Genomic DNA, 24286 nt, shown 5'->3' with positions numbered 1-24286 from the left:
GGCGAGGGTGACCGCCGGCCACACCTTGTAACACAAGGTGTGGACACGCCGACGGCTCGTCCTCGCCCCGCGTTAGGCTGGAGCCGTTGTCGTTTCCACCCCTGACGGACGCTCGCTGCCCGCCGCACACCCCTGAAAGAGGCGCATTCCGCGTGTCATCCCAGTCTCCCGACCCGCTCGCGACGTTCGGACCGAACGAGTGGCTGGTGGACGATCTATACCAGCAGTACCTGAAGGACAAGAACTCCGTCGACAAGGCGTGGTGGAGCTTCTTCGCCGACTACCGGCCCGACGGGGGCGGACCCGCCTCCGGTGGACAGAGCGAGGGCTCGACCTCCAACGGTGCGTCCGCGAACGGAGCGTCCAACGGTTCTCCCGCGAAGACCTCGGCGTCGCGAGCGCCGTCCGGTGCCAGTGCGTCCGGCACGCCCGCGGCCGTCGGCAAGGACGCCCCCCGCACGCCCGCGGCAGGTCCCGGCGGGCCCGCCGGAGCGGGTGACGGTGGCGACGCCGCCGCGAAGCCCGCCGCGGACGCCGACCAGGCGCCGACCCCCGCCAAGGACGTCGCCGCCGAGCGGTCCAAGGCACGCGCCAAGGCACCCTCGCGCGACCCGAAGCCCGACGGCCGCCCCGACGCCGACCACACCGCGAACGGCCACCAGGCCCACGGCTCGCCGGACCCGAGCGAGGCCGAGCTGTCCAACACCCAGCCGATCGCGCGCGACACCGTCAACGACACGGTGCCCGAGGCCGAGCCCGTGCAGGACACCCGCACCCCGTTGCGCGGGGTGTCCGCACGCATCGTCACCAACATGGAGGCGAGCCTCGACGTCCCGACGGCCACCAGCGTCCGCGCCGTCCCCGCCAAGCTGCTCATCGACAACCGCACGGTCGTCAACAACCACCTGGCTCGCAGCCGGGGCGGCAAGGTCAGCTTCACCCACCTGCTGGGGTGGGCGATCGTCGAGGCGCTGCACGTCGTACCCGAGATGAACAACGCGCTCGGTGAGGACGAGAAGGGCAAACCGGTCCTGGTGCAGCCCGGGCACGTCAACTTCGGCCTGGCGATCGACCTGAAGAAGGACGACGGCAGCCGCACCCTCGTCGTACCCTCCATCAAGGGCGCCGAGGCGATGAACTTCGCACAGTTCTGGAGCGCGTACGAGGAGATGGTGCGCAAGGCGCGTACCGGCGCCCTCACCCTCGAGGACTACGCCGGCACCACCATCAGCCTCACCAACCCGGGCGGCATCGGCACGGTGCACTCGGTGCCGCGGCTGATGAAGGGCGCGGGCGCGATCATCGGCGCAGGTGCGCTGGACTACCCCGCCGAGTGGTCGGGCGCGAGCCTGGACACGCTCAACAAGAACGCCGTCAGCAAGATCATGACGCTCACCTCCACCTACGACCACCGCGTCATCCAGGGCGCCGTCTCCGGTGAGTTCCTGCGCGTCGTGAGCGAGCTGCTGCTCGGCGAGAACGACTTCTACGACGAGATCTTCGCCGCGCTGAAAGTGCCGTACGAGCCGATCCGCTGGGTCCGCGACATCGACACCAGTCACGACGACGACATCAACAAGACCGCCCGGGTGCAGGAGCTGATCCACGCCTACCGGGTGCGCGGCCACCTGATGGCCGACACCGACCCGCTGGAGTACAAGCAGCGCCGGCACTCCGACCTCGACGTCACCACGCACGGTCTGACGCTGTGGGACCTGGACCGCACCTTCCCCACCGGGGGCTTCGGCGGTGCGCCGTTCCTGAAGCTGCGCAAGATCCTGGGCGTCCTGCGCGACTCCTACTGCCGCAGCATCGGCATCGAGTACATGCACATCCAGGACCCCGAGCAGCGGCGCTGGATCCAGGACCGGGTCGAGGTCGGCTACCAGAAGGCCACCACCGACGAACAGTTGCGGATCCTGCGGCGCCTCAACGCCGCCGAGGCGTTCGAGACCTTCCTGCAGACCAAGTACGTCGGCCAGAAGCGCTTCAGCCTGGAGGGCGGCGAGTCGGCCATCGCGATGATGGACCGGATCCTGTCGCACGCCGCCGACGACGACCTCGACGAGGTCTGCATCGGGATGCCGCACCGCGGCCGGCTCAACGTGCTGGCCAACATCGCCGGCAAGTCCTACGCGCAGATCTTCGCCGAGTTCGAGGGCACCCAGGACCCCAAGTCGGTCCAGGGCTCCGGCGACGTGAAGTACCACCTGGGCACCGAGGGTGAGTTCACCTCCGACACCGGTCGCAAGATCGACGTCTACCTCGCCGCCAACCCCTCTCACCTGGAGGCGGTCGACCCGGTGCTGGAGGGCATTGCCCGCGCCAAGCAGGACCGGGTCAACCTGGCCGGCTCGGCCTACACCGTGCTGCCGATCCTGATGCACGGCGACGCGGCGTTCGCCGGGCAGGGCGTGGTCGCCGAGACCCTCAACCTGTCCCAGCTGCGCGGTTACCGCACGGGCGGCACGATCCACCTGGTCGTCAACAACCAGGTCGGTTTCACCACGGCCCCGAGCAGCTCGCGCAGCTCGACGTACAGCACCGACGTCGCCCGGATGGTGCAGGCGCCGATCTTCCACGTCAACGGCGACGACCCCGAAGCCTGCGTGCAGGTCGCGGAGCTCGCCTACGACTACCGGCAGGCGTTCCACAAGGACGTCGTCATCGACATGATCTGCTACCGCCGCCGCGGTCACAACGAGGGTGACGACCCCTCGATGACCCAACCGCTGATGTACCACCTCATCGAGGCCAAGCGCAGCGTCCGCAAGCTCTACACCGAGGCGCTGGTCGGTCGCGGCGACATCACGCTGGAACACGCCGAGGAGGCGCTGCGCGACTACCAGAAGCAGCTGGAGCGGGCGTTCACCGAGACGAAGGCCGCCAAGCAGGCCGCGTCGCAGAGCGCCCCCGAGGCGCCGAGCCGCAGCTCCGCCGGCACCGATGCCGAGGGCCACGGCGGCCTGGAGCGTCCGTCCGCGCAGGAGGAGGACGACACCCGCGAGGACCGCAGCGGTTACGGCACCTCGGTCAGCGAGTCGACCCTGCTGAAGATCGGCGACACCTGGGTCAACCCGCCTGAGGGCTTCACCGTCCACCCGAAGCTGCAGAAGCTGATGCAGAAGCGTGCCGACATGGTGCGCAACGGCGGGATCGACTGGGCCATGGGCGAACTCGCGGCGTTCGGGTCGCTGCTGATGGAGGGTGTGCCCGTCCGGCTGGCCGGCCAGGACACCCGCCGCGGCACGTTCACCCAGCGGCACGCCGTCCTCGTCGACAAGCAGAACGGCAACGAGTGGACCCCGCTGCGCTACCTGTCCGACGACCAGGCGTGGCTGTGGATCTACGACTCGCTCCTGTCGGAGTTCGCGGCCATGGGCTTCGAGTACGGCTACTCGGTGGAGCGGCCCGACGCCCTCGTGTTGTGGGAGGCCCAGTTCGGCGACTTCGCCAACGGCGCCCAGACGATCATCGATGAGTTCATCAGCTCCTCGGAGCAGAAGTGGACCCAGCGCAGCTCCGTCGTGCTGCTGCTGCCGCACGGCTACGAGGGCCAGGGTCCCGACCACTCCTCGGCGCGGATCGAACGGTTCCTCACGCTGTTCGCCGAGGACAACATGACGATCGCCTACCCGTCCACGCCCGCGTCGTACTTCCACCTGCTGCGTCGACAGGCGTTCGCCCGGCCGCGTCGCCCGCTGGTCGTCTTCACCCCGAAGCAGCTGCTGCGCCTCAAGGCCGCCGTCTCCGAGCCCGCCGACCTGACGACCGGCGGCTTCCGACCCGTGATCACCGACGGCAAGAAGCTCGATGGCGAGAAGGTGACCCGGGTGCTGCTCGCGTCGGCACGGATCGTCTACGACCTGGAGGCCGAGCGCGAACGCCGGGGCGATGACACCACCGCGATCGTGCGCGTGGAGCAGCTGGCGCCGATCCCCGCCAAGGAGATGGCCGAGGCCGTCGCGGCGTACCCGAACGCCGAGCTGGTCTGGGTGCAGGACGAGCCGAAGAACCAGGGCGCATGGCCGTTCATGGCGCTCAACCTGCCCGAGCAGCTTGCCGAACTCGACGAACACCGCGGTCTGCGGGTGGTGAGCCGCAAGGCCTCGGCCTCGCCGGCCTCCGGCTCCAGCAAGCGGCACCAGGCTCAGCTGGCCGAGCTGCTCTCCGGTTCGTTCGACCGCTGATCGCCCCGTGACCCTGGCCCCCGACGGTCCCACACCCGAGCTGCCGGACCGATGGTCCGCGCGTCCGCCCGCCGAGGCGGACGTCGCGGCCCTGGTGGGACTGCGGGCGAGTGAGCAGCAGGCCGCACGCGGCGAGTCGCACGTCGACGAGGACGCCGTGCGGGCCGAGGCCATCGGGCCCGGTTCGTGGACCCGCCGTCAGCTGGTCGTCACCGATCACGACGACGTCGTCCGGGGCTGGGCCTCGGTGCACGACCGGGCCGCCGGGCGCACCAACATCGCAGTGTTCGTCGACCGGTCATTTCCAGAGGATGTGTCGGATTCTGTTGCGGGGCAGTTGTACTCGTGGTGCACGGCAGTGGCGGCCGAGGTCGCCTCGGAGCGCGGCGAAGCGCGCACCCAACTCGACGCCGGGGTGTACGACGGCGACGCGGCACAGACCCGGTGGCTGACCGCCGCGGGCCTGACCTGCACGCGCATCTGGCTGCAGATGTCGCGGCCGGTGACCCCCGACGAGGGTGAGCCGGGCGCGTTCCCGCCGCTGCGCCCAGGGGTCGTCGTACGCCGCGTCGCCGAGCACGCCGACGGCACACCGGTCGGCGCCGAGCTGCGCGCCGTGCACCAGATCCTGGAGGAGTCCTTCGAGGACCACTTCAACTCCTACCGGGAGTCCTTCGGGGAGTTCGTACAACGGCTCCGGGAGGACCCCGGACACCGCTGGGACCACTGGTGGATCGCGACGGTCGACATCGACGGCACCCCCACCCCGGGTGGGGCGCTGGTCGGCACCGTCCTCCCGCCGGACGACTCCGGGATCGACGGCAGCTACATCGACTACATCGGGGTGCACCGGCGTGCCCGCGGACGCGGTGTGGCCAAGGGCCTGCTGCACGCGGTGATCGCCGATGCGGCCTCCCGCGGCCGCAACCGGGTCGACCTCGAGGTCGACGCCGACTCCCCCACCCAGGCCGACGGTCTCTACCTCGCGATGGGGTGGGTGACCAAGTACCGCACCCAGTCCTGGCACCGCGACATCGACGCGTAAGGCCCGCAGGCCGGCTGACCGTCGCGCGCGGGTCGCTGGCGGCCGGCGGCCCGCTCCCGGGATAACCTGCGCACTGTGTATTTCACCGACCGCGGCATCGAGGAGCTGGCCTCCCGACGCGGCGAAGACGAGGTGAGTCTGGCGTGGGTCGCGGACCAGCTCCAGGCCTTCGTCGACGTACACCCCGAGTTCGAAACAGCAGTAGACCGGCTCGCGACCTGGCTCGCGCGCCTCGACGACGATGAGTGAGGCCGACGTGACCTACCCGACGCAGGGCAGTGAACCCCACTTCAACCCCAGTGCCGAGTTCCAGGTCGCCGAGGGGATCCGGGCCATCGGGCTGTGCTTCGTGGGCGACTCCTACGTGGCCGGGATCGGCGACCCCAAGGCGCTCGGCTGGGTGTCGCGGGTCATCGCGCGTACGCCGCAGCCGGGGGTCGAGCTCGCGACGTACAACCTCGGCATCCGCGGACAGAGCTCCACCGACGTGCTCGCCCGCTGGCAGCGCGAGTGCGAGCCGCGCTGGTCCCAGAGCAACGAGCGCCGCCTGGTGCTCGGGCTGGGGCTGCACGACGTGCTGTCGCAGATGAGCACGGCCCGCTCGCGGCTCAACCTCGCCAACATCCTGGACGACGCCTCCTCCGGCGCCATCGCGACGTTCGTGGTCGGCCCGCCCCCCACCCTCGACGCCGAGCTGAACGCGCGCCTCGAGGTTCTCGTCGATGCCCAGGCCGACGTCTGCTCGCGTCGCGGCGTCACCTACGTCGACTGCTTCCGTCCGCTGCTCGGTCACGACCAGTGGATGTCCGACCTGTCGGCCGGCGACGGCTGGCACCCCGGCCAGGCCGGGTACGGCCTGATCGCCTGGCTCGTGCTGCACGCGGGCTGGCAGTCCTGGTTGCAGCTCGACTGAACCTCGCCACCTGACCGAAAGTCTGGGGTCGTTGCGCGCTCCATAGAGCGCGCGACGACCCCCGACTTCGTATCGAGGTGGTTCAGACGGTGAGCACCAGCTTGCCGAACGCCGTGCCGCCGATCATCTCGGCGAACGCGTCGCGGGCCTGATCCAGCGGGCGCACCGAGTCGATGGCGGGCTCGATGCCGCGGCTGGTCATGAAGGACAGCAGCTGGGTGAGCTCGGCGCGGGTGCCCATGGTGGAGCCCTGCACGCGCATCTGCTGGAAGAAGATCCGGGTCAGCTCGGCATTGTCCGGCTGCGGGCCGGACGTCGTACCGGCGATCACCAGCGTGCCGCCGGGCTTGAGCGACTTCACCGAGTGCGACCAGGTCGCCTTGCCCACCGTCTCCAGGACGGCGTCGGCCTTGCGCGGCAGCCGCTCGCCGCTGCCGAACGCGGCCTCGGCGCCGAGCTGCACAGCCCGCTCGCCGCGCTTCTCGTCGCGGCTGGTCACCCACATCCGCAGGCCGGCTGCGGAGCCCAGCTGCACGGCGGCACTGGCGACTCCCCCGCCCGCGCCCTGCACCAGCACCGTGTCGCCGGGGCGAACACCCGCCTGCACGAACAGCATCCGGTACGCGGTGAGCCAGCTGGTGGAGATGCACGCGGCGTGCTCGATAGGCATCCCGTCCGGGACCGGTACGGCGTTCGCGGCCGGGATCCGCACCCGTTCGGCAAGGGTGCCGGGGTACAGCTCGGACAGCAGGGAACGCTTGGGGTCGAGGGTCTCGTCGCCGGCCCAGCCCTCGCTCGGGATCACCGAGTGGATGACGACCCGGGTGCCGTCCTTCGTGGTGCCGGCTCCGTCACAGCCGAGGATCATCGGCAGCCGCTCCTGCGGCAGTCCGACGCCGCGCAGGGAGAAGACGTCGTGGTGGTTGAGCGCGGCGGCCTGCAGGTCGATGTCGATCCAGTCCGCGGGCGTGGCCCCGGGCTCGATGTCACCGACTTCCAGGGCGTTGATCGGGTCGGAGGAATCCTGACGGGCGGCGTACGCAGCAAGCATGGTGCCGACCCTACGACGAGAGGCCCTGTCGCACCGGCCGGGTGCGATCGCCGAGCCTCAGCCGCGGGGGTCTGCGACGCGGGTCAGGAACAGAGGCGTGTGGGTGGCCGTATCGGCGACCAGGAAGAGGAACGGCCGGTTCAGGTCCACGTGGGTGTCGGCCATCTGCGCGGACATGGCGAACACACCGCCGGTGGCCGCAGCGGCCTTCGTGCCGTTCTCGTCGACGGAGATGTCCACCTTCTGGACGATCTCGCTGACGTGCGCCCCGCCGAACCCCGGGTAGTCGCCGTCGGGCCGGAACCCTTCTCGGGCCAGCACCGGGAGGAGCTGGTTGGTCTGGGCCAGGTGGAACTTCGGCATCGTGACGGTGGCCGCGTCGTGCGCGTCCGGTCGAAGAAGCGTGGTGAGGGTCGTGCTGTCGGGCACGGCGCAGGGCTTCTCGGCTGCCGGCGGCAGCAGGGCGAACGCGGTGAGCTTGCCGTGCAGGTAGGGCAGCTCCACCGACCGCCAGCCGTCCGCCGAGGCGCTCGAGAGGACGCGCCCGACCGCGGTCTTCAACGTAGGCACCGTGACGTGTCGGCCGTCCGCCGTGGTGAACGCCCCTGGCACAGCCGGCTCGAACGGATCCTCCCATTGGGCCTTGAGGTAGATCGCGTTCGTCAGCACCGCGACCGTCGTGCTGTCGAGCGGCTGGCCGAACAGTCGGGGGATCAACCCGTGCGTGTCACCGGCGACGAGGTGGTTGATGGCGTCGGTCGATTCCCTCGGGCGGCCGAGGAAGTCGAGCGTTCGCAGCTGTGCGCCGTACGCCGTCCGTAGGTCGTCGAGCGTTGCCTGCTGCGGCGTGGTCCCGCTCTGGGTGAAGAGGCGGTTGGCGGTGCTCAGCCCCGCAAGCATGTGCAACTGGGAGGTCCGCTCATGCTCGGCGGCGATGACCGCCGGACCGTACGCCGGCTGGTGCAGCAGCGTGGACAGTGCCGTGCGGGTCGCCCCGGCGGCGCCGGTCCGCATCATCCCGAGCGTCTGTGCCGCGCTCGCGGGTGACAGCACCGCGTTCGCCGTCGGGGCGGCTGCGCACGCGTCCTGTAACAGTCGGAGCCCGAAGGCCCGGTCGGCCGTCCCCAGATCCGCGGGGCTCACCGCGCTCGGGTGCAGCGCTTCCAGGCGCCCCTTGAACTCCCTTCCCGCATAGCCCTGCTTCCCGGCCGGAGGTATCGGACCCGGCGCGCCACAGCCGGCGAGCGACAGCGCGCACCCCACGCTCACGGCCAGGAGCGTCCTGCGCACGGTGGTCATGTTCCGAAGACGTCCTGCGGGCGGGATCGGTTGGCGCGGCGCTGTGGACCGGGTCCCGCGGTGGGTTCGGATCTGGTATCGCACGCCATGGATCGACCGTTAGGCCTACAGCTCGAAGTGGCGCCACGGCGGATGGGACGTTCAGGTCCCATGTCCGGACGCAAGCCAGCCACCGGACTCCGGGGTGCGCGAGCCGCGACGACCGTTGCCCTCGGCGCCGCCGCGCAGAGCACGCGGTGCGTTCCCGAGCATGCCGGACCGGCCGTACGTCGACGAGCGGGGATGAGCTCAGAAGGCGCCGTCGCGGGTCAGCACCGCTTTGACGGTCTTGACCAGCAGCAGGCAGTCCCCGACCAGCGTCCAGTTCTCCACGTAGTAGAGGTCCTTGCGGATGCTGTCCTCCCAGCTGAGGTTGGACCGCCCGCCGACCTGCCACGGACCGGTGATGCCCGGTTTGACGTTGAGTCGCCGGTGCGCGTTGTCCCGGTAGACGCTCACCTCCCGGGTGAGTGCCGGGCGCGGGCCGACCATCGACATGTTCCCGGCGAAGACGTCCAGCAGCTGCGGGAGTTCGTCCAGGGAGTACGCGCGCAGAGCCCGGCCCACGCGGGTCACTCTCGGGTCCTGGCGCATCTTGAACAACGGGTGCGCCAGCCCCGCGTCCGGAGCGAGCCCGTCCAGCCGGGACTCGGCGTCCACGACCATGGAGCGGAACTTGGTCATCGCGAACGTCTCGCCGTTGACGCCCACCCGGTCCTGGCGGAACAGGACCGGCCCGTGGTCGTCCAGCTTGATCAGCAGCGCGATGACGGCGAAGAGCGGCGAGGTCACGACCAGGAGCAAACCCGAGACCACGACGTCGAAGATTCGCTTGAGCAGGTAGCGGCCCCCGTCGTACCGCGGCGCCTCCACGCTCATCAAGGGCAGCCCCTCGACGGGCGTGCGGTGGATGCGCGGTCCGGCGACGTCGGTCATCCGGTTGGCGAGCACCATTCCGATGCCGGTGCGCTCGAGGGACCAGCCCAGCTCGCGCAGATAGGTGTCGGAGACCTGGGCGTGGCCGGCGATGATGATCGCGCTGACGTCGTGGGCCAGAGCAGTGGCCAGGGCGTTGTCGACAGCGCCGGCATCCGGCACCAGATTGCCGTCCCGCAGCTCGAAGGTGCCCGCACGGTCCGCGCCGGTGACGACGCCGGAGATGACGAAACCCGCCTCCGGCGTTCGGCCGATCCGGTCGGCGACGTAGCGGACCTCCTGTGGCGCGCCCACCACCAGCACCGTGTCCATGCACCGGCCGGCGTCGCGCGAGTGCACCAACCACACGCGGATCGCGAAACGGCCCAGGATCAGCAGGGCGACGCCGAGGGGGAACGCGATGGCGATATAGCCGCGAGCGAACTGCAGCCGCAGCGCCAACGCCACCATCGCCAGCACGCCGAAGATGAAGAACGAGGATCGCACGACGCGCAGATACGCCTCGTTGCCGATGGTCGCGTGCTCGGGGCGGTAACTCTGGGTGAAGGCCAGCGCCGCCATCCAGGCGCAGAGCAGGGAGATCGCCACGGTGAGGTAGGTGGCGTGACTGGTGCCGGAGAGGGCCTGAGTCCCGTTACCGAAGCGCAGCAGCTTCGCGGAGACCAGGGCGACGGCGATCGCCAGGGCGTCGACGCCCACGGCGGTCACGACGAAGCGCGGACGCCATCGAGAGGTCTCGACGAACACCGGTTCCTTGACCGGGTGCCCTTCGGCGATCTCGAGTCGTGCGGACACCCCGCCCCTTTCACGCCACAGCAGATTAGGCGCACAACTGGTGCAACCTGTACCAATTTAGCAACCTTCGACAGGCAGAAGTCGGCTGCGAGCCGGCCCAATTCCGCCTGATTACCCGGGCCCTAGGCGAGCAGTTCGGGCAGCGCCTCACGCAGGGCGTCGGCCCAGTCCCGCACCGGCGCGACGCCGTGCTCGGTCAGCCGCCCGGTGCCCAGGACGGAGTACGCCGGACGCGGTGCCGGACGCACGAACTGGTCGCTGCCGACCGCCTGCACCCGCTCCGGATCCCACCCGGCCTCCTCGAAGACGGCGCGTGCCAGCCCCCACCAGGTGGTCTCACCGGCGCCGACCCCGTGCCAGTAGCCGCCGGGAACGCCGGCGTCCACCAGACGCACCACCAGGTCGGCGAGGTCGACCGTCCAGGTCGGCTGGCCGCGCTGATCGTCCACCACAGTCAGCGTGTCGCGCTCCCCGGCGAGCCGGGCCATCGTGGCGACGAAGTTGCCGCCGCCGGCGCCGTACAGCCACGCGGTGCGCACCACCAGCGCGTCGGGGTGCAGCGAGCGCACAGCCCACTCGCCGGCGCACTTGGTGCGCCCGTACGCCGACCGCGGACGTTGCGTCGTGTCCTCGGCGTACGGGGTGGTGGCGGTGCCGTCGAAGACGTAGTCGGTGGAGATCTGCACGAGCCGTACGCCGCGCTGGGCACAGGCGCGGGCGACATTGGCCGCACCCGTCGCGTTGATCGAGAACGCCTGAGCCTCATGGGTTTCCGCGTCATCGACCGCGGTCCAGGCCGCGCAGTTGACCACGACATCGACCTCGCCGACGGCATCCTGCACCGCTTGTGCGTCGGTGATGTCCAGGTCGGCCGACCCGGTCGCCAGCACCTGGTCGCCGGAACGCTCCACGACCCGTGCCAGGTCCTGCCCGAGCATGCCGCGGCCACCGGTCAGGAGCCACCGGCTCATGAAGCGCCCCCGCCGACGCCGTCCTGTGGCACGGCCACCTCGCCGGCCGCGGCGTACCCGGCCTCCGTCGCCGCCTTCGCGGGGCGCCACCAGTCCTCGTTGTCGCGGTACCAGTCGATCGTCGCGGCCAGTCCCGCCCGGAAGTCGCCGTAGCGCGGCATCCAGCCGAGCTCGGTGCGCAGCCGGGTGGAGTCGATCGCGTAGCGGCGGTCGTGACCCGGCCGGTCGGTCACGTGCTCGAAGTCGTCGCCCGGGCGGCCCATCAGGTCCAGCAGGGTGCGCACCACCGTGAGGTTGTCGGCCTCCCCGTCGGCGCCGATCAGGTAGGTCGCGCCCATCTCGCCCCGCTCGACGATCGTCCACACCGCGTCGTTGTGGTCGTCGACGTGGATCCAGTCGCGCACGTTCATCCCGTCGCCGTAGAGCCGCGGGCGCCCGCCGTCGAGCAACGTGGTGATCTGGCGCGGGATGAACTTCTCCACGTGCTGGCGCGGGCCGTAGTTGTTCGAGCAGTTCGACAGGGTCGCGCGGACGCCGAAGGAGCGCACCCACGCACGGACGAGCAGGTCGCTGGCGCCCTTGGTGGACGAATAGGGGCTTGAGGGGTTGTACGCGGTCGCCTCGGTGAAGCGGTGCGGGTCGTCCAGCGCCAGGTCGCCGTAGACCTCGTCGGTGGAGATGTGGTGGTAGCGCACGTCGTGTCGCCGGACCGCCTCCAGCAGCGTGTAGGTGCCGACGACGTTGGTCTGCACGAAGGGCCAGGGCTCGCGCAGCGAGTTGTCGTTGTGCGACTCGGCCGCGAAGTGCACGACGAGGTCGGCGTCGGCGACCAGCCGGTCGACCAGGTCGGCGTCGGCGACATCGCCGCGCACCAGGGTCGCGCCGGTGCCGGTGAGCGACTGCTCGTGCCCGGCGTACGTCATCGCGTCGAGCACCGTGACCTGCGCGTCGGGGCGGGTCCGCCGCGTCAGGTGGACGAAGTTGCTACCGATGAAACCGGCCCCGCCCGTCACCAGGACACGCACTCGACAACCTCCGCTCGGGGCGCGCCCGTTAGTGTCTGCGCCCATGAAGGGGATCATTCTGGCAGGTGGATCGGGCACACGGTTGCACCCGATCACCCGGGCGATCAGCAAGCAGCTGATGCCGATCTACGACAAGCCCATGGTCTATTACCCCCTGGCGACGCTGATGATGGCCGGCGTCCGGGATGTCCTCATCATCACCACCCCCCACGACTCCGAGCAGTTCTCCCGGTTGCTCGGTGACGGCTCGCAGTGGGGGATCTCCCTCACGTACGCCGTGCAGCCGCGCCCCGAGGGTCTGGCCCAGGCGTTCGTGATCGGCGCGGACTTCATCGCCGGCGACAGCGTCGCCCTCGTGCTCGGGGACAACATCTTCTTCGGCTCCGGACTCGGCCGACGGCTGCGCGACCAGGCCGACCCCGACGGGGCGCGGATCTTCGCCTACCACGTGCCGGACCCCTCGGCGTACGGCGTGGTGGAGTTCGACGCCGACGGCCTCGTGCTGTCGATCGAGGAGAAGCCGAAGGTCCCCAAGTCGCGCTACATCGTGCCGGGGCTCTACTTCTACGACAACGACGTGGTCGAGATCGCGAGAGGGCTGCGCCCGAGCGCGCGCGGGGAGCTGGAGATCACCACGATCAACGAGGCCTACCTGCGGGCCGGGAAGCTCACGGTCACGACGCTGCCGCGCGGGACCGCCTGGTTCGACACCGGCACCTTCGAGGCGATGATGTCCGCCGCACAGTTTGTGCACGCCGTGGAGGCGCAGCAGGGCCTGAAGATCGGCTGCGTCGAGGAGATCGCCTGGCGCGCCGGCTGGATCGGCGATGAGGAACTGATGCGGCTCGGCGACGGGCTCACCAAGAGCGGGTACGGCGAGTACCTCACCGCGCTCGTAGAGGAAGGCGTCTGATGCAGATCGAACCGCTGGCCATCGTGGGTGCGTACGTCGTGACCCCGCGCCAGTTCCCCGACGACCGCGGCGTGTTCCTCGAGGGATACCGCGGCGACCTGCTGGCCGAGCACCTCGGCCATGAGCCGCGGGTGCTGCAGACCAACATCTCGGTGTCCTCACGCGGGACGGTGCGCGGCATTCACTTCGCCGACGTGCCCCCGGGCCAGGCCAAGTACGTCACGGCGTTGCACGGGTCGTTCCTCGACTTCGTGGTCGACATCCGGGTGGGTTCGCCGACCTTCGGGCGATGGGAGTCGATCCTGCTCGACACCGTCGACCGGCGCGCGGTCTACCTGTCCGAGGGCCTCGGGCACGCGCTGATCGCCCTGGAGGACGACAGCACCGCGTGCTACCTGTGCTCCGCGGCGTACAACCCGAGCGGCGAGCACGGCATCCACCCGCTCGACCCGGCGCTCGGGCTGGAGGTGCCGGACGGGATCGAGCCGTTGCTGTCGCCGAAGGACGAGGCGGCGCCCACGCTGGCCGAGGCTGAGAAGGCCGGCCTGCTCCCGTCGTACGACGCGTGCCTGACGCACCTTCGGACACTCACCGACCGCTGATCACGGGAGCCGTCCGGGTCACGGGGTGGTCACGACCCGCCCTGGGCGATGGAGCCGACGGGCCGGGTGATGCCAGGATGTCGCCCTGGACCTGGCATGTCGCCATCGGATCCCACTCATGTTCCAGGAGACACAGATGACTCTGCTTCGCCACGCGACCACCACCAAGGTCGCAGCCCTCGGCTCCATCACAGCCCTCGGATGCCTCGCCCTCACCGGCTGCGGCTCGAACTCGCTGGGTGGTTCCAGCTCCAGCTCCACCTCCGCGTCGGGCTCGTCCAGCACGACGCCCGCCGGGTCGAGCACCGCCACGCTGGACAGCGCGCTCGCCGCGAAGGTCCCGGCCGCGATCAAGGCCAAGGGCACGCTCACGATCGGCTCCGACGCGTCGTACGCGCCGAACGAGTTCCTCGGCTCCGACGGCAAGACCGTGCAGGGCATGGACGTCGACCTCTTCAACGCCGTGGCGACCACGCTGGGGCTGAAGACCAACTTCCAGAACGCGAGCTTCGACACCATCATCCTGGGCGTCAACTCCGGCAAGTACGACGTGGGCGTCTCCTCCTTCACCATCAACGCCGACCGCGAGAAGCAGGTCGACATGGTGAGCTACTTCAGCGCCGGCACCCAGTGGGCCGTGAAGAAGGGCAACCCGAAGAAGGTCGACATCGACAACGCCTGCGGGCTGACCGTCGGCGTGCAGAAGGGCACCGTGGAGATCGACGATCTGACTGCGCGCAGCAAGAAGTGCACCTCCTCCGGGAAGAAGCCGATCACCCAGATCGTCGAGGAGCAGCAGTCCAAGGTCACCGCCGACCTCATCTCGGGCAAGGTCGACGCGATGAGCGCCGACTCCCCCATCACCCTCTACGCGATCAAGCAGACCGGCGGCCAGCTGCAGACCGCGGGCGCGCTCTACGGCACCGCGCCGTACGGCATCGTCGTGCCCAAGAAGGAGTCCGCCCTCGCGACCGCGTTCAGCGAGGCGCTGCAGGCCCTCGACAAGAGCGGCGTCTACAAGAACATCCTGGCCAAGTGGGGCAACACCAGCGGCGCCGTCACCAGCTTCGCCGTCAATCCCAGTGTCAGTTGAGACCAGTGACCGGCCGGGCAGGATCGACGCCCGGCCGGTCCGGCATCCCGGCCGCTACGTAGCGATCGTCGTCATCGCCGTGATCGTGGCGATGATGGTGAGCTCGGTGGTGACCAACTCCCGCTGGGACTGGTCGTTCGCACTGCAGATCATGAAGTACAAGCCAGTCATCAACGGGCTCTGGCGCGGCACGATCGTCGGGACCGTCGGCGCGATGATCATCGGTGTCGTGCTCGGCATCGTGCTCGCGATCATGCGGCTGTCCGACAATCCGGTGCTGCGCGGCGTCGCAGCCGTCTACGTCTGGTTCTTCAGGTCCATCCCGCGACTGGTGCTCCTGGTGATGTTCGGCACCGGCCTCGGTTACCTCTACCCCTCGCTCAGCCTTGGGGTTCCGTTCGCCGAACAGCTGGGCCACTTCATCGGCCTCAGCTCGGATGCGACCACGGTGGGCCACATCAACGTGGCGCACCTGTCCAACCAGATCATCATCGGCATCCTCGGTCTCGGCCTGTCCGAAGCCGCGTACATGGCGGAGATCGCCCGCGCCGGAATCCAGTCGGTCGACCAGGGTCAGCGTGAAGCCGCACAGGCGCTCGGGATGTCCTCCGGCAAGAGCATGCGCCGCATCGTTCTCCCACAGGCCATGCGGGTCATCGTGCCGCCGACCGGCAACGAGACTCTTGCGATGGTGAAGGACACGTCCTTGCTGTCCGCGATCCCGATCACCGCCGAGCTGTTCTTCCAGACAGAACAGATCGGCAGTAACACCTACAAGATCATGCCGGCGATCATGGCGGCGGTACTTTGGTACCTCATCATCTGCTCGATCCTGGCGGTGGTGCAGAGCTTCCTGGAGCGCAAGTTCGGCCGGGGTATCGGCACCCAGCGCGCCGAGGGCGGCCTCCGAGCGCGCATGCTCGGCTTGGCCGGAGGAGGTCCCCGATGACGACGACCGACGCGCACAGCGACAAGCCGATCGTACGAGCCCTCAACGTCACCAAGGCTTTCCACAGCAACGAGGTGCTCAAGGGCATCGACCTCGACGTGCACGAAGGCCAGGTCGTCTGCCTGCTCGGGCCCTCCGGCTCGGGCAAGACGACGTTCCTGCGGTGCATCAACCAGCTGGAGACGATCGACGGCGGCCGCATCTGGGTCGACGGCGACCTCATGGGCTACGACGACCGCGAGGGGCAGCTGCACCGCCTCACCGAGAAGCGGATCGCCGAGCAGCGCCGTGAGATCGGGATGGTCTTCCAGCGCTTCAACCTCTTCCCGCACAAGACCGCGGTGGAGAACGTCATGGAGGCGCCCATCCATGTGAAGGGCGTGGACAAGAAGACCGCCCGCGCCGAGGCGCTCGCTCTGCTCGAGCGGGTGGGCCTGGGCGATCACTGCGACCACTTCCCGGCGCAGCTGTCCGGCGGGCAGCAGCAGCGGGTCGCCATCGCCCGCGCGTTGGCGATGAAGCCGAAGCTCATGCTCTTCGACGAGCCGACGTCCGCCCTGGACCCGGAGCTGGTCGGCGAGGTGCTGGCGGTCATGCGCGAACTGGCCCGCGACGGGATGACCATGGTCGTGGTGACGCACGAGATGGCCTTCGCCCGCGGCGTCGCCGACAAGGTGGTCTTCATGGACGCCGGCGTGGTGGTGGAGTCCGGCAACCCACGTGACGTCATCGACCACCCGCAGCACGAGCGCACGAAGTCCTTCCTCAGCCGGGTGCACGCCGAGGAGGAGCACCGCGTGGAGGCCGTCACCGCCCTGGTCGGGCTCGAGGGCTCGGCCGGCAGCGACTCGACGAGCGCCGGGCGCCCCACCCCCGACGACGCGTCCGGACGTTCGGGCGCATCCCCCACCGAGGTCGACTGACACCGATCATGCGCGGCCTGCCGCGGATCGGGGTGGCCGTCGTCCGCGGCCGCTCCATGGAGCCGACGTACGCCGAGGGCGACCGCTTGCTGGTCGCCTACGGCGTACGCCCGGCTCCCGGTCGGGCCCATGTCATCCGGCTGCCCGACGGCCCGGACGGCCCGCGACCGATCGCCGTCAAGTGGCTGACCCGGCGCGAAGGCGACGGCTGGTGGGCCGAGCGGGACAACCCCGCCGAGGGGATCGACTCCTGGCTGGTCGGTGCCATCCCTGAGCACGACGTGCTGGCAAGGGTGCTGCTGCGCCTGCCTCGGTCGCTCAGAGCACGCTGACCGCACGAGTCGCGCTCGACGCTCCGTCGATGCGACCACGTCGCAGCAGCTGGAGCCCTTGGCCCGCCCCCCGTGCCCGGCCGTAGGGTGGTTGCATCTGCACCCGGCCGCGCGTCACCGCGCGGCGACCGATGAGAGGGATGACTTGATGCTCCGCCGTTTCCTTGCCCCCACGATCGAGGTCAGCGCACACTGCGACCTGCCGTGTGGCGTGTACGACCCCGCCCAGGCCCGTATCGAGGCCCAGTCCGTCAAGGCCATCTGCGAGAAGGTCGCCGACAACGACGACCCCGACTTCCGCATTCGCGCCGCGATCATCAAGGAGCAGCGCTCCGAGCTGGTCAAGCACCACCTGTGGGTGCTGTGGACCGACTACTTCAAGCCGCCGCACTTCGAGAAGTTCCCCCAGCTGCACACCCTCGTCAACGAAGCCACCAAGCTGGCCGGTGGTGGCGGAGGCACGAAGGCGACGTTCGATGTCGCCAAGGCCGACGAGCTGCTGGGCAAGATCGACGAGATCGCCGCGATCTTCGCGGAGACCAAGAAGTCCTAGCTCCACCTCTCACGACGACCCTCGTTCGGTTTCCGCCCTGCGAGTGTCCGCAGATCCGTGTGGACGGGTACACGAATCTGCGGACACTCGCGGATCGACCGGCCGCGGGCGGCGATGCGGCGTACGCGAGGATGGCCGGTATGACGACCCCGCACCCCGCGCTCGCCGGTGTCGACCAGGCGCTGCAGTCCCTCGCCGACGTCGGATACCTCGCCTCGGACGAGATCGCCACGACCGTCTATCTTGCCGAAGCCCTCGGCAAGCCCCTGCTGGTCGAGGGCCCTGCCGGGGTCGGCAAGACCGAGCTGGCCAAGGCCGTCAGCCGCGCGATCGGCGCCGACCTGATCCGGCTGCAGTGCTACGAGGGCGTCGACGAGGCCCGGGCGCTCTACGAGTGGAACCACGCGGCGCAGCTGCTGCGGATCACCGCCGAGCGCGACAGCCACGAACACGCCTGGCAGGACGTCAAATCCGACATCTTCGGCGAGGAGTTCCTGCTGCCGCGGCCCCTGCTCGCCGCGATCCGCAGCGAGGAGCGGGTCGTGCTACTCATCGACGAGCTGGACAAGGCCGACGAGGAGATGGAGGGGCTCCTGCTGGAGATCCTGTCCGACTTCCAGGTGACGGTGCCCGAGCTGGGCACGGTGACCGCACGCCACCGGCCGTTCGTCGTCCTGACCTCCAACGCCACCCGCGAACTGTCCGAGGCGCTGCGGCGCCGGTGCCTCTTCCTGCACATCGACTATCCCGATCCTCAGTTGGAGGCCCGCATCGTCGGGCTGCAGGCGCCGGGCCTGGACGACACGCTGACGCAGACCCTGGTGCGCATCGTCGGCGCCCTGCGCGCCGGGTCGTTGCGCAAACCGCCGTCGGTCGCCGAGACCCTCGACTGGGCGCACACCCTCGTGGCACTCGGCACGAAGGAGCTCGACCCGGCGCTGGTTCGCAGCACCCTCGGGGTCATCCTCAAGCACCAGGACGACATCCGCGTCGCCACCAGCACGCTGGACCTGGACCGTGCCCTCGACGGCTGAGAGCGCGCTCGGTGACCGGCTGGTCGAGCTGACCACCTCGCTGCGCGACCACGGGATCCGGGTCGGTACGAGCGAGGTCGCGGACGCCGCCCGGATCGCCACCGCCCTCGGTCTGGACGACCGCACCCGGCTGCGCGGCGGCGTGGCCGCGGCGATGCTGCGTCGCGCCGGCGACCGGGAGGTCTTCGACCGGCTCTTCGATCTCTACTTCCCGGCCGCCCCGGGCCGGCGCACGGTGGCGCGGGCCGCGTCGGTCGACGAGCTGCGCGACCAGCTGGTGCAGGCTCTGGCGGACAACGACGCGAAAGTGCTCGAAGACCTCGCAGCCGCCGCAGTCGATCTGCTCGGTGAAGTCGCGAACGGCGATGAACAGCAGGGGTATTCGTCGGCGCAGACCATCTCCCGACTGCAGCCGCAGCGCGCGATCGCCGCCGCGCAGCAGCAGTCACGCGGGGCCCGCGGTGAACACAGTGGGAGTAGTCAGGGTGGCGAGCAGCTGTCGGACCGGTTCGACCGCGAGGAGATGCGCGCCCGCGTCGCGGCCTTCCGCCGCCGCATCGAGGCCGAGGCGCTGCGTCGCAACACCCAGGTGCGATCGCGTGAGCGGGTGGCGCGGTTCGGGGTCGGCAGCGGCATCGAGCAGCGCGACTTCCTGAGCGCCGGCACGAAGGACCTCGACGAGCTGCGCCGCCACATCGACCCCCTGGCGCGCAAGCTCGCAGCCCGGATGTCCGCGCGGCGGGCCGCCGGGCGGGGCGAGATCGACGTACGGCGGACGCTGCGACGTTCGATGTCCACCGGCGGCGTGCCCATCGATCCGGCGTACCGGGAGCGGCGCCGACACCGGCCGGATCTCATCGTGCTCGCCGACCTGTCCGGCTCGGTCGGCGCCTTCTCCACCTTCACCATGCTGCTGATGCAGGCCCTGCACGCGCAGTTCCGGAAGGTGCGCGCCTACGGGTTCGTGAGCAGCACCGCCGAGATCACCGATGTGCTGAAGGACGCCGAACCCGGTGCGCCGCTGGGCATCTGGGCCCGTCGTACGCGGGAGTTCACCGCTCACGGCACGAGCAGCAGCTACGGCACGGCGTTCCGCGGCTTCGTGCGCAGCGAGTGGGAGAGCATCGGTCCACGCAGCACGGTGCTCATCCTCGGCGACGCCCGGACCAACTACGGGGACCCCGGGGTCGCGCACGTCGCGGCCATCGCCGCCCGCGCGCGGCACGTCGCCTGGCTCAACCCTGAACCCGCACGGATGTGGGACACCGGCGATTCGGTCGCGGCGGCGTACGGCGCTGTCGTCGACATGCACGAGTGCCGCAATCTGGACCAGCTACGCGCCTTCGTCGCCCGGGTTCTCCCCGTCTGAGGTGTTCCGCCAGCCGTGCTGACGCACTGCCCTGCCGACAGCCCGATCAGTAGGTGATGGTGACCGAGCCGTTAGTGGCCGTGGTGTTCGCCGCGGCGTTGTTAGCGTTAGTAATAGTGGTGCCGGAGACACCAGCACCGCCGACGTAGTTGCTGCCACCGGCGCCGGCTCCACCGAAGAGCGCATAGCTCGTCCCCGTGATGACCGCACCCGCGCCGCCACCGCCCCCGGCATAACCGCCTCCACCACCGCCACCGCAGATGTTCGTCGTGCCGGCGTTGGTCTGAGCCGGGACATAGGCGCCTGCGCCGCCGTTGCCTCCGTTGTTACCGCCGGTCGCGTTGTTTCCGCCGGCTCCTCCGACGTACCGGGTTGTCACAGTGCCGGTGCCACCATTGCCGGCAGTGCCTCCGGTCGCGCTGGTCGTGGCGCCACCGCCGACCGAGGTGTATTGGGAGTTGTCGCTGGTCAGAGTGACCGTCGTCGTGCCACCGGCAGTCCCGGTATTACCACCGAGACCAGTCGTTCCGGTGTACCCGGTAAGTGAATATGCGCCCGCACCGCCACCGCCGCCGGCCGCGACCAGGACGACGTTCGCAGAGGTGAGTATCGCGCTGCCACCGCCGCCGCCTCGACCTCGGTCATTGGTGCCCAGAGCTGTGGAAGACGAGCCGCCGTTGCCGTACCCGGCCCCACCGACCCCCAGGGCGGCACCAGCTGCACCGACGACGACCGTCAGGGTCGTTGCGGTCGTACCGGCGAGCGCAAGTGTGCCCGTGATGGAGGCACCGGAACCGCCGGCGACCGTGGTCGAACTCGCGCCACCCGCGCCGACGACCGTGAACGTCGCGGACTTGTTGCCTGCGGGGATGGTGTAGGTGGTGCTGCCCGGGGTCGTGAACTGTCTTGTCACGGGCGGGCTCGCGGCCATCGCTGGAGCCGCAGCCCCCACGGCGATCACGGGCACCGTCCAGATGAGACCACCTGCGACAGCCCGACGGGATGGTCCGCGATGAACGCCGGCCCCCGACTTGTCCACGATCGTTCCTTCCACAGCTCTCAGGAGTTCCCCGGTCGAACGGTCATGGCCAACGCAAGCGTGTCACAGCTATCCCGCAATCAGCTATTCCAGTGCGAATCAGACATCATTCGTCACACCGCTGACGCCGGATTGCATCGCAGGGGTGTGCGGTGGATCACCCTCGCCCGCACCGGTGGTCGGGAGTTGGCTATCACCGTCGGGGGCAGGGACGACATCGAGGGGCGGGGAAATACCGTCACCTTCCGACGGCTTCCCCACCCCTCGGTGGCCTGGTGCCGCGGTCGGTCAGTTGAACTCGGCGGGGTCGGGGCCGACCCGACCACCCTGGTCCAGCCGCGCGATCGTGCTCATGTCATCGGCGTCCAGCTCGAAGCCGAAGATGTCGAAGTTCTCCTTGATCCGCGACGGCGTCACCGACTTGGGGATGACGACGTTGCCGATCTGGATGTGCCAGCGCAGGATCGCCTGAGCGGGCGAGACCCCCTTGGTGTCGGCGATCTTGCCGATGGTCGCGTCCTTCAGCAGCTCGCCGCCCTGGGCCAGCGGGCTCCACGCCTCGGTCACGATGTCATGGGTCGCGTGGAAGTCACGCAACTCCTGCTGCTGCAGGAGCGGGTGCAGCTCCACCTGATTGATGGCGGGGTACTCCCCCAGCTCGTCGTACACACGCTGCAAGTGCTCGATGTTGAAGTTGCAGACGCCGGCGACCTTGATGCGGCCGTCGTCGCGCAGCTTCAGCAGCGCGCGGAACGTGTCGACGTAGGTGTCGTGCTTCGGGGTCGGCCAGTGGATCAGGTAGAGATCCGGCTCGGAGCCGAGCTTGGCGACGGAGGCGTCGAACGCCTTCAGCGTCTTGTCGTAGCCCTGGTCGTCGTTCCAGACCTTGGTGGTCAGGAAGATCTCGTCGCGGGGAACGTCGGTCGCGGCGAGCGCGCGGCCCACGCCGTCCTCGTTGCCGTAGATGCGCGCGGTGTCGATCGAACGGTAGCCCACCTCGAGCGCCGACGCGATGGCGGGCGGAGTGTCCTTGTCGTCCACCTGGAAGACGCCGAACCCCAGCTGCGGGATCGGGGTGGTGCCGGTAGCGGCGCGCAGGGCGACCTCGGGAACTGCAGTGCTGGTTGTGTCCGTCATGTGTGGTCCAACCGCGTGCCCCGGCTCTGTATGCCCGCGCGTCTCATCACCCGGACGACCCGGGTGTGCCTCATCCCACTAGAGTCCCGGACCATGGCTGCTGTCGAGAAGGTGCTGATCGCCAACCGGGGGGAAATCGCCGTCCGCATCGCGCGCGCGTGCAAGGACGAGGGCATCGCGTCGGTCGCGGTGTACGCCGATCCGGACCGTGACGCGTTGCACGTGCAGGTCGCCGACGAGGCACATGCCCTCGGTGGCGCGACTCCCGGTGAGTCCTATCTGGTGCAGGAGAAGCTGCTCGAGGTCGCGCGTACGTCGGGCGCCGACTCCGTCCATCCCGGCTACGGCTTCCTCGCCGAGAACGCCCACTTCGCCCAGGCCGTCATCGACGCCGGGCTGACTTGGATCGGCCCGTCGCCGCAGGCCATCGACTCCCTGGGCGACAAGGTGAAGGCGCGCCACATCGCGACCGCCGCAGGCGCGCCCCTCGTGCCCGGAACGAAGGAGCCCGTCAACGACGCCGACGAGATCGTCGCCTTCGCGCAGGAGCACGGCCTGCCGATCGCCATCAAGGCGGCGTACGGCGGTGGCGGGCGCGGCCTGAAGGTCGCCCGCACCATCGAGGAGATCCCCTCGCTCTTCGAGTCAGCGGTGCGCGAGGCCGTCTCGGCGTTCGGGCGCGGCGAGTGCTTCGTCGAACGGTTCCTGGACAAGCCGCGGCACGTGGAGACCCAGTGCCTGGCCGACGCGCACGGCAACGTCGTGGTCGTCTCGACCCGTGACTGCTCGCTGCAGCGCCGCAACCAGAAGCTCGTGGAGGAGGCGCCCGCGCCCTACCTCACCGACGAGCAGCACGCGGAACTGCTGCGTGCGTCCAAGGACATCCTGCGCGCTGCCGGCTACCAGGGGGCGGGCACCTGCGAGTTCCTCGTGGGGCAGGACGGCGTCATCAGCTTCCTGGAGGTCAACACCCGCCTGCAGGTCGAGCACCCGGTCTCCGAGGAGGTCACCGGCGTCGACCTGGTCCGCGAACAGTTCCGACTCGCCCGCGGCGAGGAGCTGGGGTACGACGACCCGGAGCCGCGCGCCCACTCCTTCGAGTTCCGGATCAACGGCGAGGACGCCGGTCGCGGCTTCCTGCCCGCGCCGGGCACCGTGTCCCGCTTCGAGGCGCCGAGCGGTCCGGGCGTCCGGGTCGACTCCGGCGTGACGAGCGGCGACGTCATCGGCGGCGCCTTCGACTCGATGCTCGCCAAGCTCATCGTCACCGGCGCGACGCGGCAGCAGGCGCTCGAGCGCTCCCGCCGCGCGCTGGAGGAGATGGTCGTCGAGGGCATGCCGACCGTGCTGCCCTTCCACCGCAAGGTCGTCAGCGACCCCGCGTTCGCGCCCGAGGGCGACACGCCGTTCACCGTGCACACCCGGTGGATCGAGACCGAGTTCGACAACGACATCCCGGCGTACGACGGCCCAGCCGCCGAAGCGACCGAGACGGCCCCGCGCCAGCAGCTCGTCATCGAAATCGGCGGCAAGCGCGTCGAGGTCTCGCTGCCGGGCGACCTGCAGCTGGGTGGCGGCGGCGGCGCTGCCCCAGGGCGGGCGAAGGCGCCCAAGCGCAGCCGTTCCGGCGGCGGTGGCGCTGCCGCGGGTGGCGATGCGCTCACCGCGCCCATGCAGGGCACCATCGTCAAGGTGGTCGCCTCCGACGGCGACACCGTCGCGACCGGCGACACGGTCGTGGTGATCGAGGCCATGAAGATGGAGCAGCCGATCACCGCGCACAAAGACGGCACCATCTCCGGCCTCACGGCCGAGATCGGCCAGACGGTCACGTCCGGCGCGGTGCTGGCCCAGATCACCGACTGACAGCCTCTCGCCCGCGCGTAGGCGCCATGCAGGAAAGTGACCGCAGCGCCGACAATCCACCTCCGCGCGTGCTCGCGGCGCAGGAAAGTGACCGCAGCGCCGACAACCCACGCCCGGGCAGGCGGGGCAACGGCCGCAGCGCTCGTCGAAGCCGCATGAGAACCGCCACTCGCAGCGGCAAGCCGGCAGGGGCGAAGACGGGCGCAGGGACG

Annotated in this window: 20 protein-coding genes and 1 pseudogene; 14 read left to right on the top strand and 7 right to left on the bottom strand. The window is 69.8% G+C overall.

Annotation, left to right across the window (positions count from 1 at the left end):
- Window positions 1–152: 152 nt before the first annotated feature.
- The 4 genes from JOB34_RS12070 to JOB34_RS12055 all read left to right on the top strand — a co-directional run bounded on the left by JOB34_RS12070 (window position 153) and on the right by JOB34_RS12055 (window position 6148).
- A complete protein-coding gene (locus JOB34_RS12070) occupies window positions 153–4190 on the top strand; it encodes a multifunctional oxoglutarate decarboxylase/oxoglutarate dehydrogenase thiamine pyrophosphate-binding subunit/dihydrolipoyllysine-residue succinyltransferase subunit (RefSeq protein ID WP_208052957.1) in 4038 nt (1345 codons plus the stop codon).
- A gap of 7 nt (window positions 4191–4197) precedes the next feature.
- Window positions 4198–5235 carry a GNAT family N-acetyltransferase gene (locus JOB34_RS12065; RefSeq protein ID WP_347813847.1) on the top strand — a complete coding sequence of 346 codons (1038 nt, stop codon included), beginning with the start codon at window positions 4198–4200 and terminating at the stop codon, window positions 5233–5235.
- 75 nt (window positions 5236–5310) lie between these two features.
- Window positions 5311–5484: a DUF6104 family protein gene (locus tag JOB34_RS12060; RefSeq protein WP_208052956.1), complete on the top strand. Its 174-nt coding sequence runs from the start codon at window positions 5311–5313 to the stop codon at window positions 5482–5484.
- On the top strand, window positions 5477–6148 hold the full coding sequence (locus tag JOB34_RS12055) for a GDSL-type esterase/lipase family protein (RefSeq protein ID WP_208052955.1): 672 nt from the start codon (window positions 5477–5479) through the stop codon (window positions 6146–6148). Before JOB34_RS12060 ends, JOB34_RS12055 begins: the two co-directional genes overlap by 8 nt.
- 82 nt (window positions 6149–6230) lie before the next feature.
- Here the strand turns inward: JOB34_RS12055 and JOB34_RS12050 are convergent, their stop codons facing one another.
- From JOB34_RS12050 to rfbB, 5 genes are all read right to left on the bottom strand, one after another.
- Window positions 6231–7199, bottom strand: a complete 969-nt coding sequence (locus JOB34_RS12050; RefSeq protein ID WP_208052954.1) for a zinc-binding dehydrogenase — start codon at window positions 7197–7199, stop codon at window positions 6231–6233.
- A 57-nt stretch (window positions 7200–7256) separates the two neighbouring features.
- Window positions 7257–8498, bottom strand: a complete 1242-nt coding sequence (locus tag JOB34_RS12045) for a serpin family protein (protein ID WP_208052953.1) — start codon at window positions 8496–8498, stop codon at window positions 7257–7259.
- A gap of 288 nt (window positions 8499–8786) precedes the next feature.
- A complete protein-coding gene (locus JOB34_RS12040) occupies window positions 8787–10268 on the bottom strand; it encodes a sugar transferase (RefSeq protein WP_208052952.1) in 1482 nt (493 codons plus the stop codon).
- A 122-nt stretch (window positions 10269–10390) separates the two neighbouring features.
- Window positions 10391–11239, bottom strand: a complete 849-nt coding sequence (gene rfbD, locus JOB34_RS12035) for a dTDP-4-dehydrorhamnose reductase (RefSeq protein WP_208052951.1) — start codon at window positions 11237–11239, stop codon at window positions 10391–10393.
- Window positions 11236–12264, bottom strand: a complete 1029-nt coding sequence (gene rfbB / locus JOB34_RS12030; RefSeq protein WP_208052950.1) for a dTDP-glucose 4,6-dehydratase — start codon at window positions 12262–12264, stop codon at window positions 11236–11238. Before rfbB ends, rfbD begins: the two co-directional genes overlap by 4 nt.
- Before the next feature lie 43 nt (window positions 12265–12307).
- Between rfbB and rfbA the strand changes: the two genes are divergently transcribed.
- From rfbA to JOB34_RS11985, 9 genes and pseudogenes are all read left to right on the top strand, one after another.
- Window positions 12308–13177: a glucose-1-phosphate thymidylyltransferase RfbA gene (gene rfbA / locus JOB34_RS12025; RefSeq protein ID WP_208052949.1), complete on the top strand. Its 870-nt coding sequence runs from the start codon at window positions 12308–12310 to the stop codon at window positions 13175–13177.
- Complete coding sequence (gene rfbC, locus JOB34_RS12020; protein WP_208052948.1) at window positions 13177–13779, top strand: dTDP-4-dehydrorhamnose 3,5-epimerase; 603 nt, start codon at window positions 13177–13179, stop codon at window positions 13777–13779. Before rfbA ends, rfbC begins: the two co-directional genes overlap by 1 nt.
- A gap of 136 nt (window positions 13780–13915) precedes the next feature.
- A complete protein-coding gene (locus JOB34_RS12015) occupies window positions 13916–14872 on the top strand; it encodes an ABC transporter substrate-binding protein (RefSeq protein WP_208052947.1) in 957 nt (318 codons plus the stop codon).
- Window positions 14862–15821, top strand: coding sequence for an amino acid ABC transporter permease (locus tag JOB34_RS12010; protein ID WP_347813846.1), 960 nt, complete (start codon window positions 14862–14864; stop codon window positions 15819–15821). Before JOB34_RS12015 ends, JOB34_RS12010 begins: the two co-directional genes overlap by 11 nt.
- A pseudogene (locus JOB34_RS12005) lies at window positions 15818–16597 on the top strand (amino acid ABC transporter ATP-binding protein); the annotation flags it as partial. The gene JOB34_RS12010 and the pseudogene JOB34_RS12005, both read left to right, overlap by 4 nt.
- A 155-nt stretch (window positions 16598–16752) precedes the next feature.
- Window positions 16753–17076, top strand: a complete 324-nt coding sequence (locus JOB34_RS12000) for a S24 family peptidase (protein WP_208052945.1) — start codon at window positions 16753–16755, stop codon at window positions 17074–17076.
- A gap of 148 nt (window positions 17077–17224) precedes the next feature.
- A complete protein-coding gene (gene sodN, locus JOB34_RS11995; protein ID WP_179482157.1) occupies window positions 17225–17629 on the top strand; it encodes a superoxide dismutase, Ni in 405 nt (134 codons plus the stop codon).
- Between the two features lie 140 nt (window positions 17630–17769).
- On the top strand, window positions 17770–18663 hold the full coding sequence (locus JOB34_RS11990; protein ID WP_179482159.1) for a MoxR family ATPase: 894 nt from the start codon (window positions 17770–17772) through the stop codon (window positions 18661–18663).
- Window positions 18647–20032 (top strand): VWA domain-containing protein, encoded by a 1386-nt coding sequence (locus JOB34_RS11985; RefSeq protein ID WP_208052944.1) that lies wholly within the window; start codon window positions 18647–18649, stop codon window positions 20030–20032. The genes JOB34_RS11990 and JOB34_RS11985 overlap by 17 nt, the downstream gene beginning before the upstream one ends.
- 46 nt (window positions 20033–20078) lie before the next feature.
- Here the strand turns inward: JOB34_RS11985 and JOB34_RS17905 are convergent, their stop codons facing one another.
- The gene (locus JOB34_RS17905; RefSeq protein WP_208052943.1) at window positions 20079–20945 is read right to left on the bottom strand and encodes a hypothetical protein; all 867 of its coding nucleotides are present in this window, start codon (window positions 20943–20945) and stop codon (window positions 20079–20081) included.
- Between the two features lie 414 nt (window positions 20946–21359).
- Window positions 21360–22208, bottom strand: a complete 849-nt coding sequence (locus tag JOB34_RS11975; RefSeq protein ID WP_208052942.1) for an aldo/keto reductase — start codon at window positions 22206–22208, stop codon at window positions 21360–21362.
- Window positions 22209–22301: 93 nt separating this feature from the next.
- Here JOB34_RS11975 and JOB34_RS11970 point away from each other — a divergent pair, with 93 nt between their 5' ends.
- Complete coding sequence (locus JOB34_RS11970; RefSeq protein WP_208052941.1) at window positions 22302–24074, top strand: biotin carboxylase N-terminal domain-containing protein; 1773 nt, start codon at window positions 22302–22304, stop codon at window positions 24072–24074.
- The last annotated feature ends 212 nt before the right edge of the window (window positions 24075–24286 follow it).

This window comes from Allobranchiibius sp. GilTou38 (genome assembly GCF_017565325.1).
GTDB lineage: Bacteria > Actinomycetota > Actinomycetes > Actinomycetales > Dermatophilaceae > Allobranchiibius > Allobranchiibius huperziae.
This window is presented reverse-complemented; position numbering and strand designations above follow the sequence as displayed.

Excerpts from the sequence above, each read along its gene's own strand:
- JOB34_RS12055 (WP_208052955.1), top strand. The coding sequence starts at position 5,477 with ATGAGTGAGGCCGACGTGACCTACCCGACGCAGGGCAGTGAACCCCAC.
- JOB34_RS12050 (WP_208052954.1), bottom strand. The coding sequence starts at position 7,199 with ATGCTTGCTGCGTACGCCGCCCGTCAGGATTCCTCCGACCCGATCAAC.
- JOB34_RS12045 (WP_208052953.1), bottom strand. The coding sequence starts at position 8,498 with ATGACCACCGTGCGCAGGACGCTCCTGGCCGTGAGCGTGGGGTGCGCG.
- rfbD (WP_208052951.1), bottom strand. The coding sequence starts at position 11,239 with ATGAGCCGGTGGCTCCTGACCGGTGGCCGCGGCATGCTCGGGCAGGAC.
- rfbA (WP_208052949.1), top strand. The coding sequence starts at position 12,308 with ATGAAGGGGATCATTCTGGCAGGTGGATCGGGCACACGGTTGCACCCG.
- rfbC (WP_208052948.1), top strand. The coding sequence starts at position 13,177 with ATGCAGATCGAACCGCTGGCCATCGTGGGTGCGTACGTCGTGACCCCG.
- JOB34_RS12015 (WP_208052947.1), top strand. The coding sequence starts at position 13,916 with ATGACTCTGCTTCGCCACGCGACCACCACCAAGGTCGCAGCCCTCGGC.
- JOB34_RS12000 (WP_208052945.1), top strand. The coding sequence starts at position 16,753 with ATGCGCGGCCTGCCGCGGATCGGGGTGGCCGTCGTCCGCGGCCGCTCC.
- sodN (WP_179482157.1), top strand. The coding sequence starts at position 17,225 with ATGCTCCGCCGTTTCCTTGCCCCCACGATCGAGGTCAGCGCACACTGC.
- JOB34_RS11990 (WP_179482159.1), top strand. The coding sequence starts at position 17,770 with ATGACGACCCCGCACCCCGCGCTCGCCGGTGTCGACCAGGCGCTGCAG.
- JOB34_RS11975 (WP_208052942.1), bottom strand. The coding sequence starts at position 22,208 with ATGACGGACACAACCAGCACTGCAGTTCCCGAGGTCGCCCTGCGCGCC.
- JOB34_RS11970 (WP_208052941.1), top strand. The coding sequence starts at position 22,302 with ATGGCTGCTGTCGAGAAGGTGCTGATCGCCAACCGGGGGGAAATCGCC.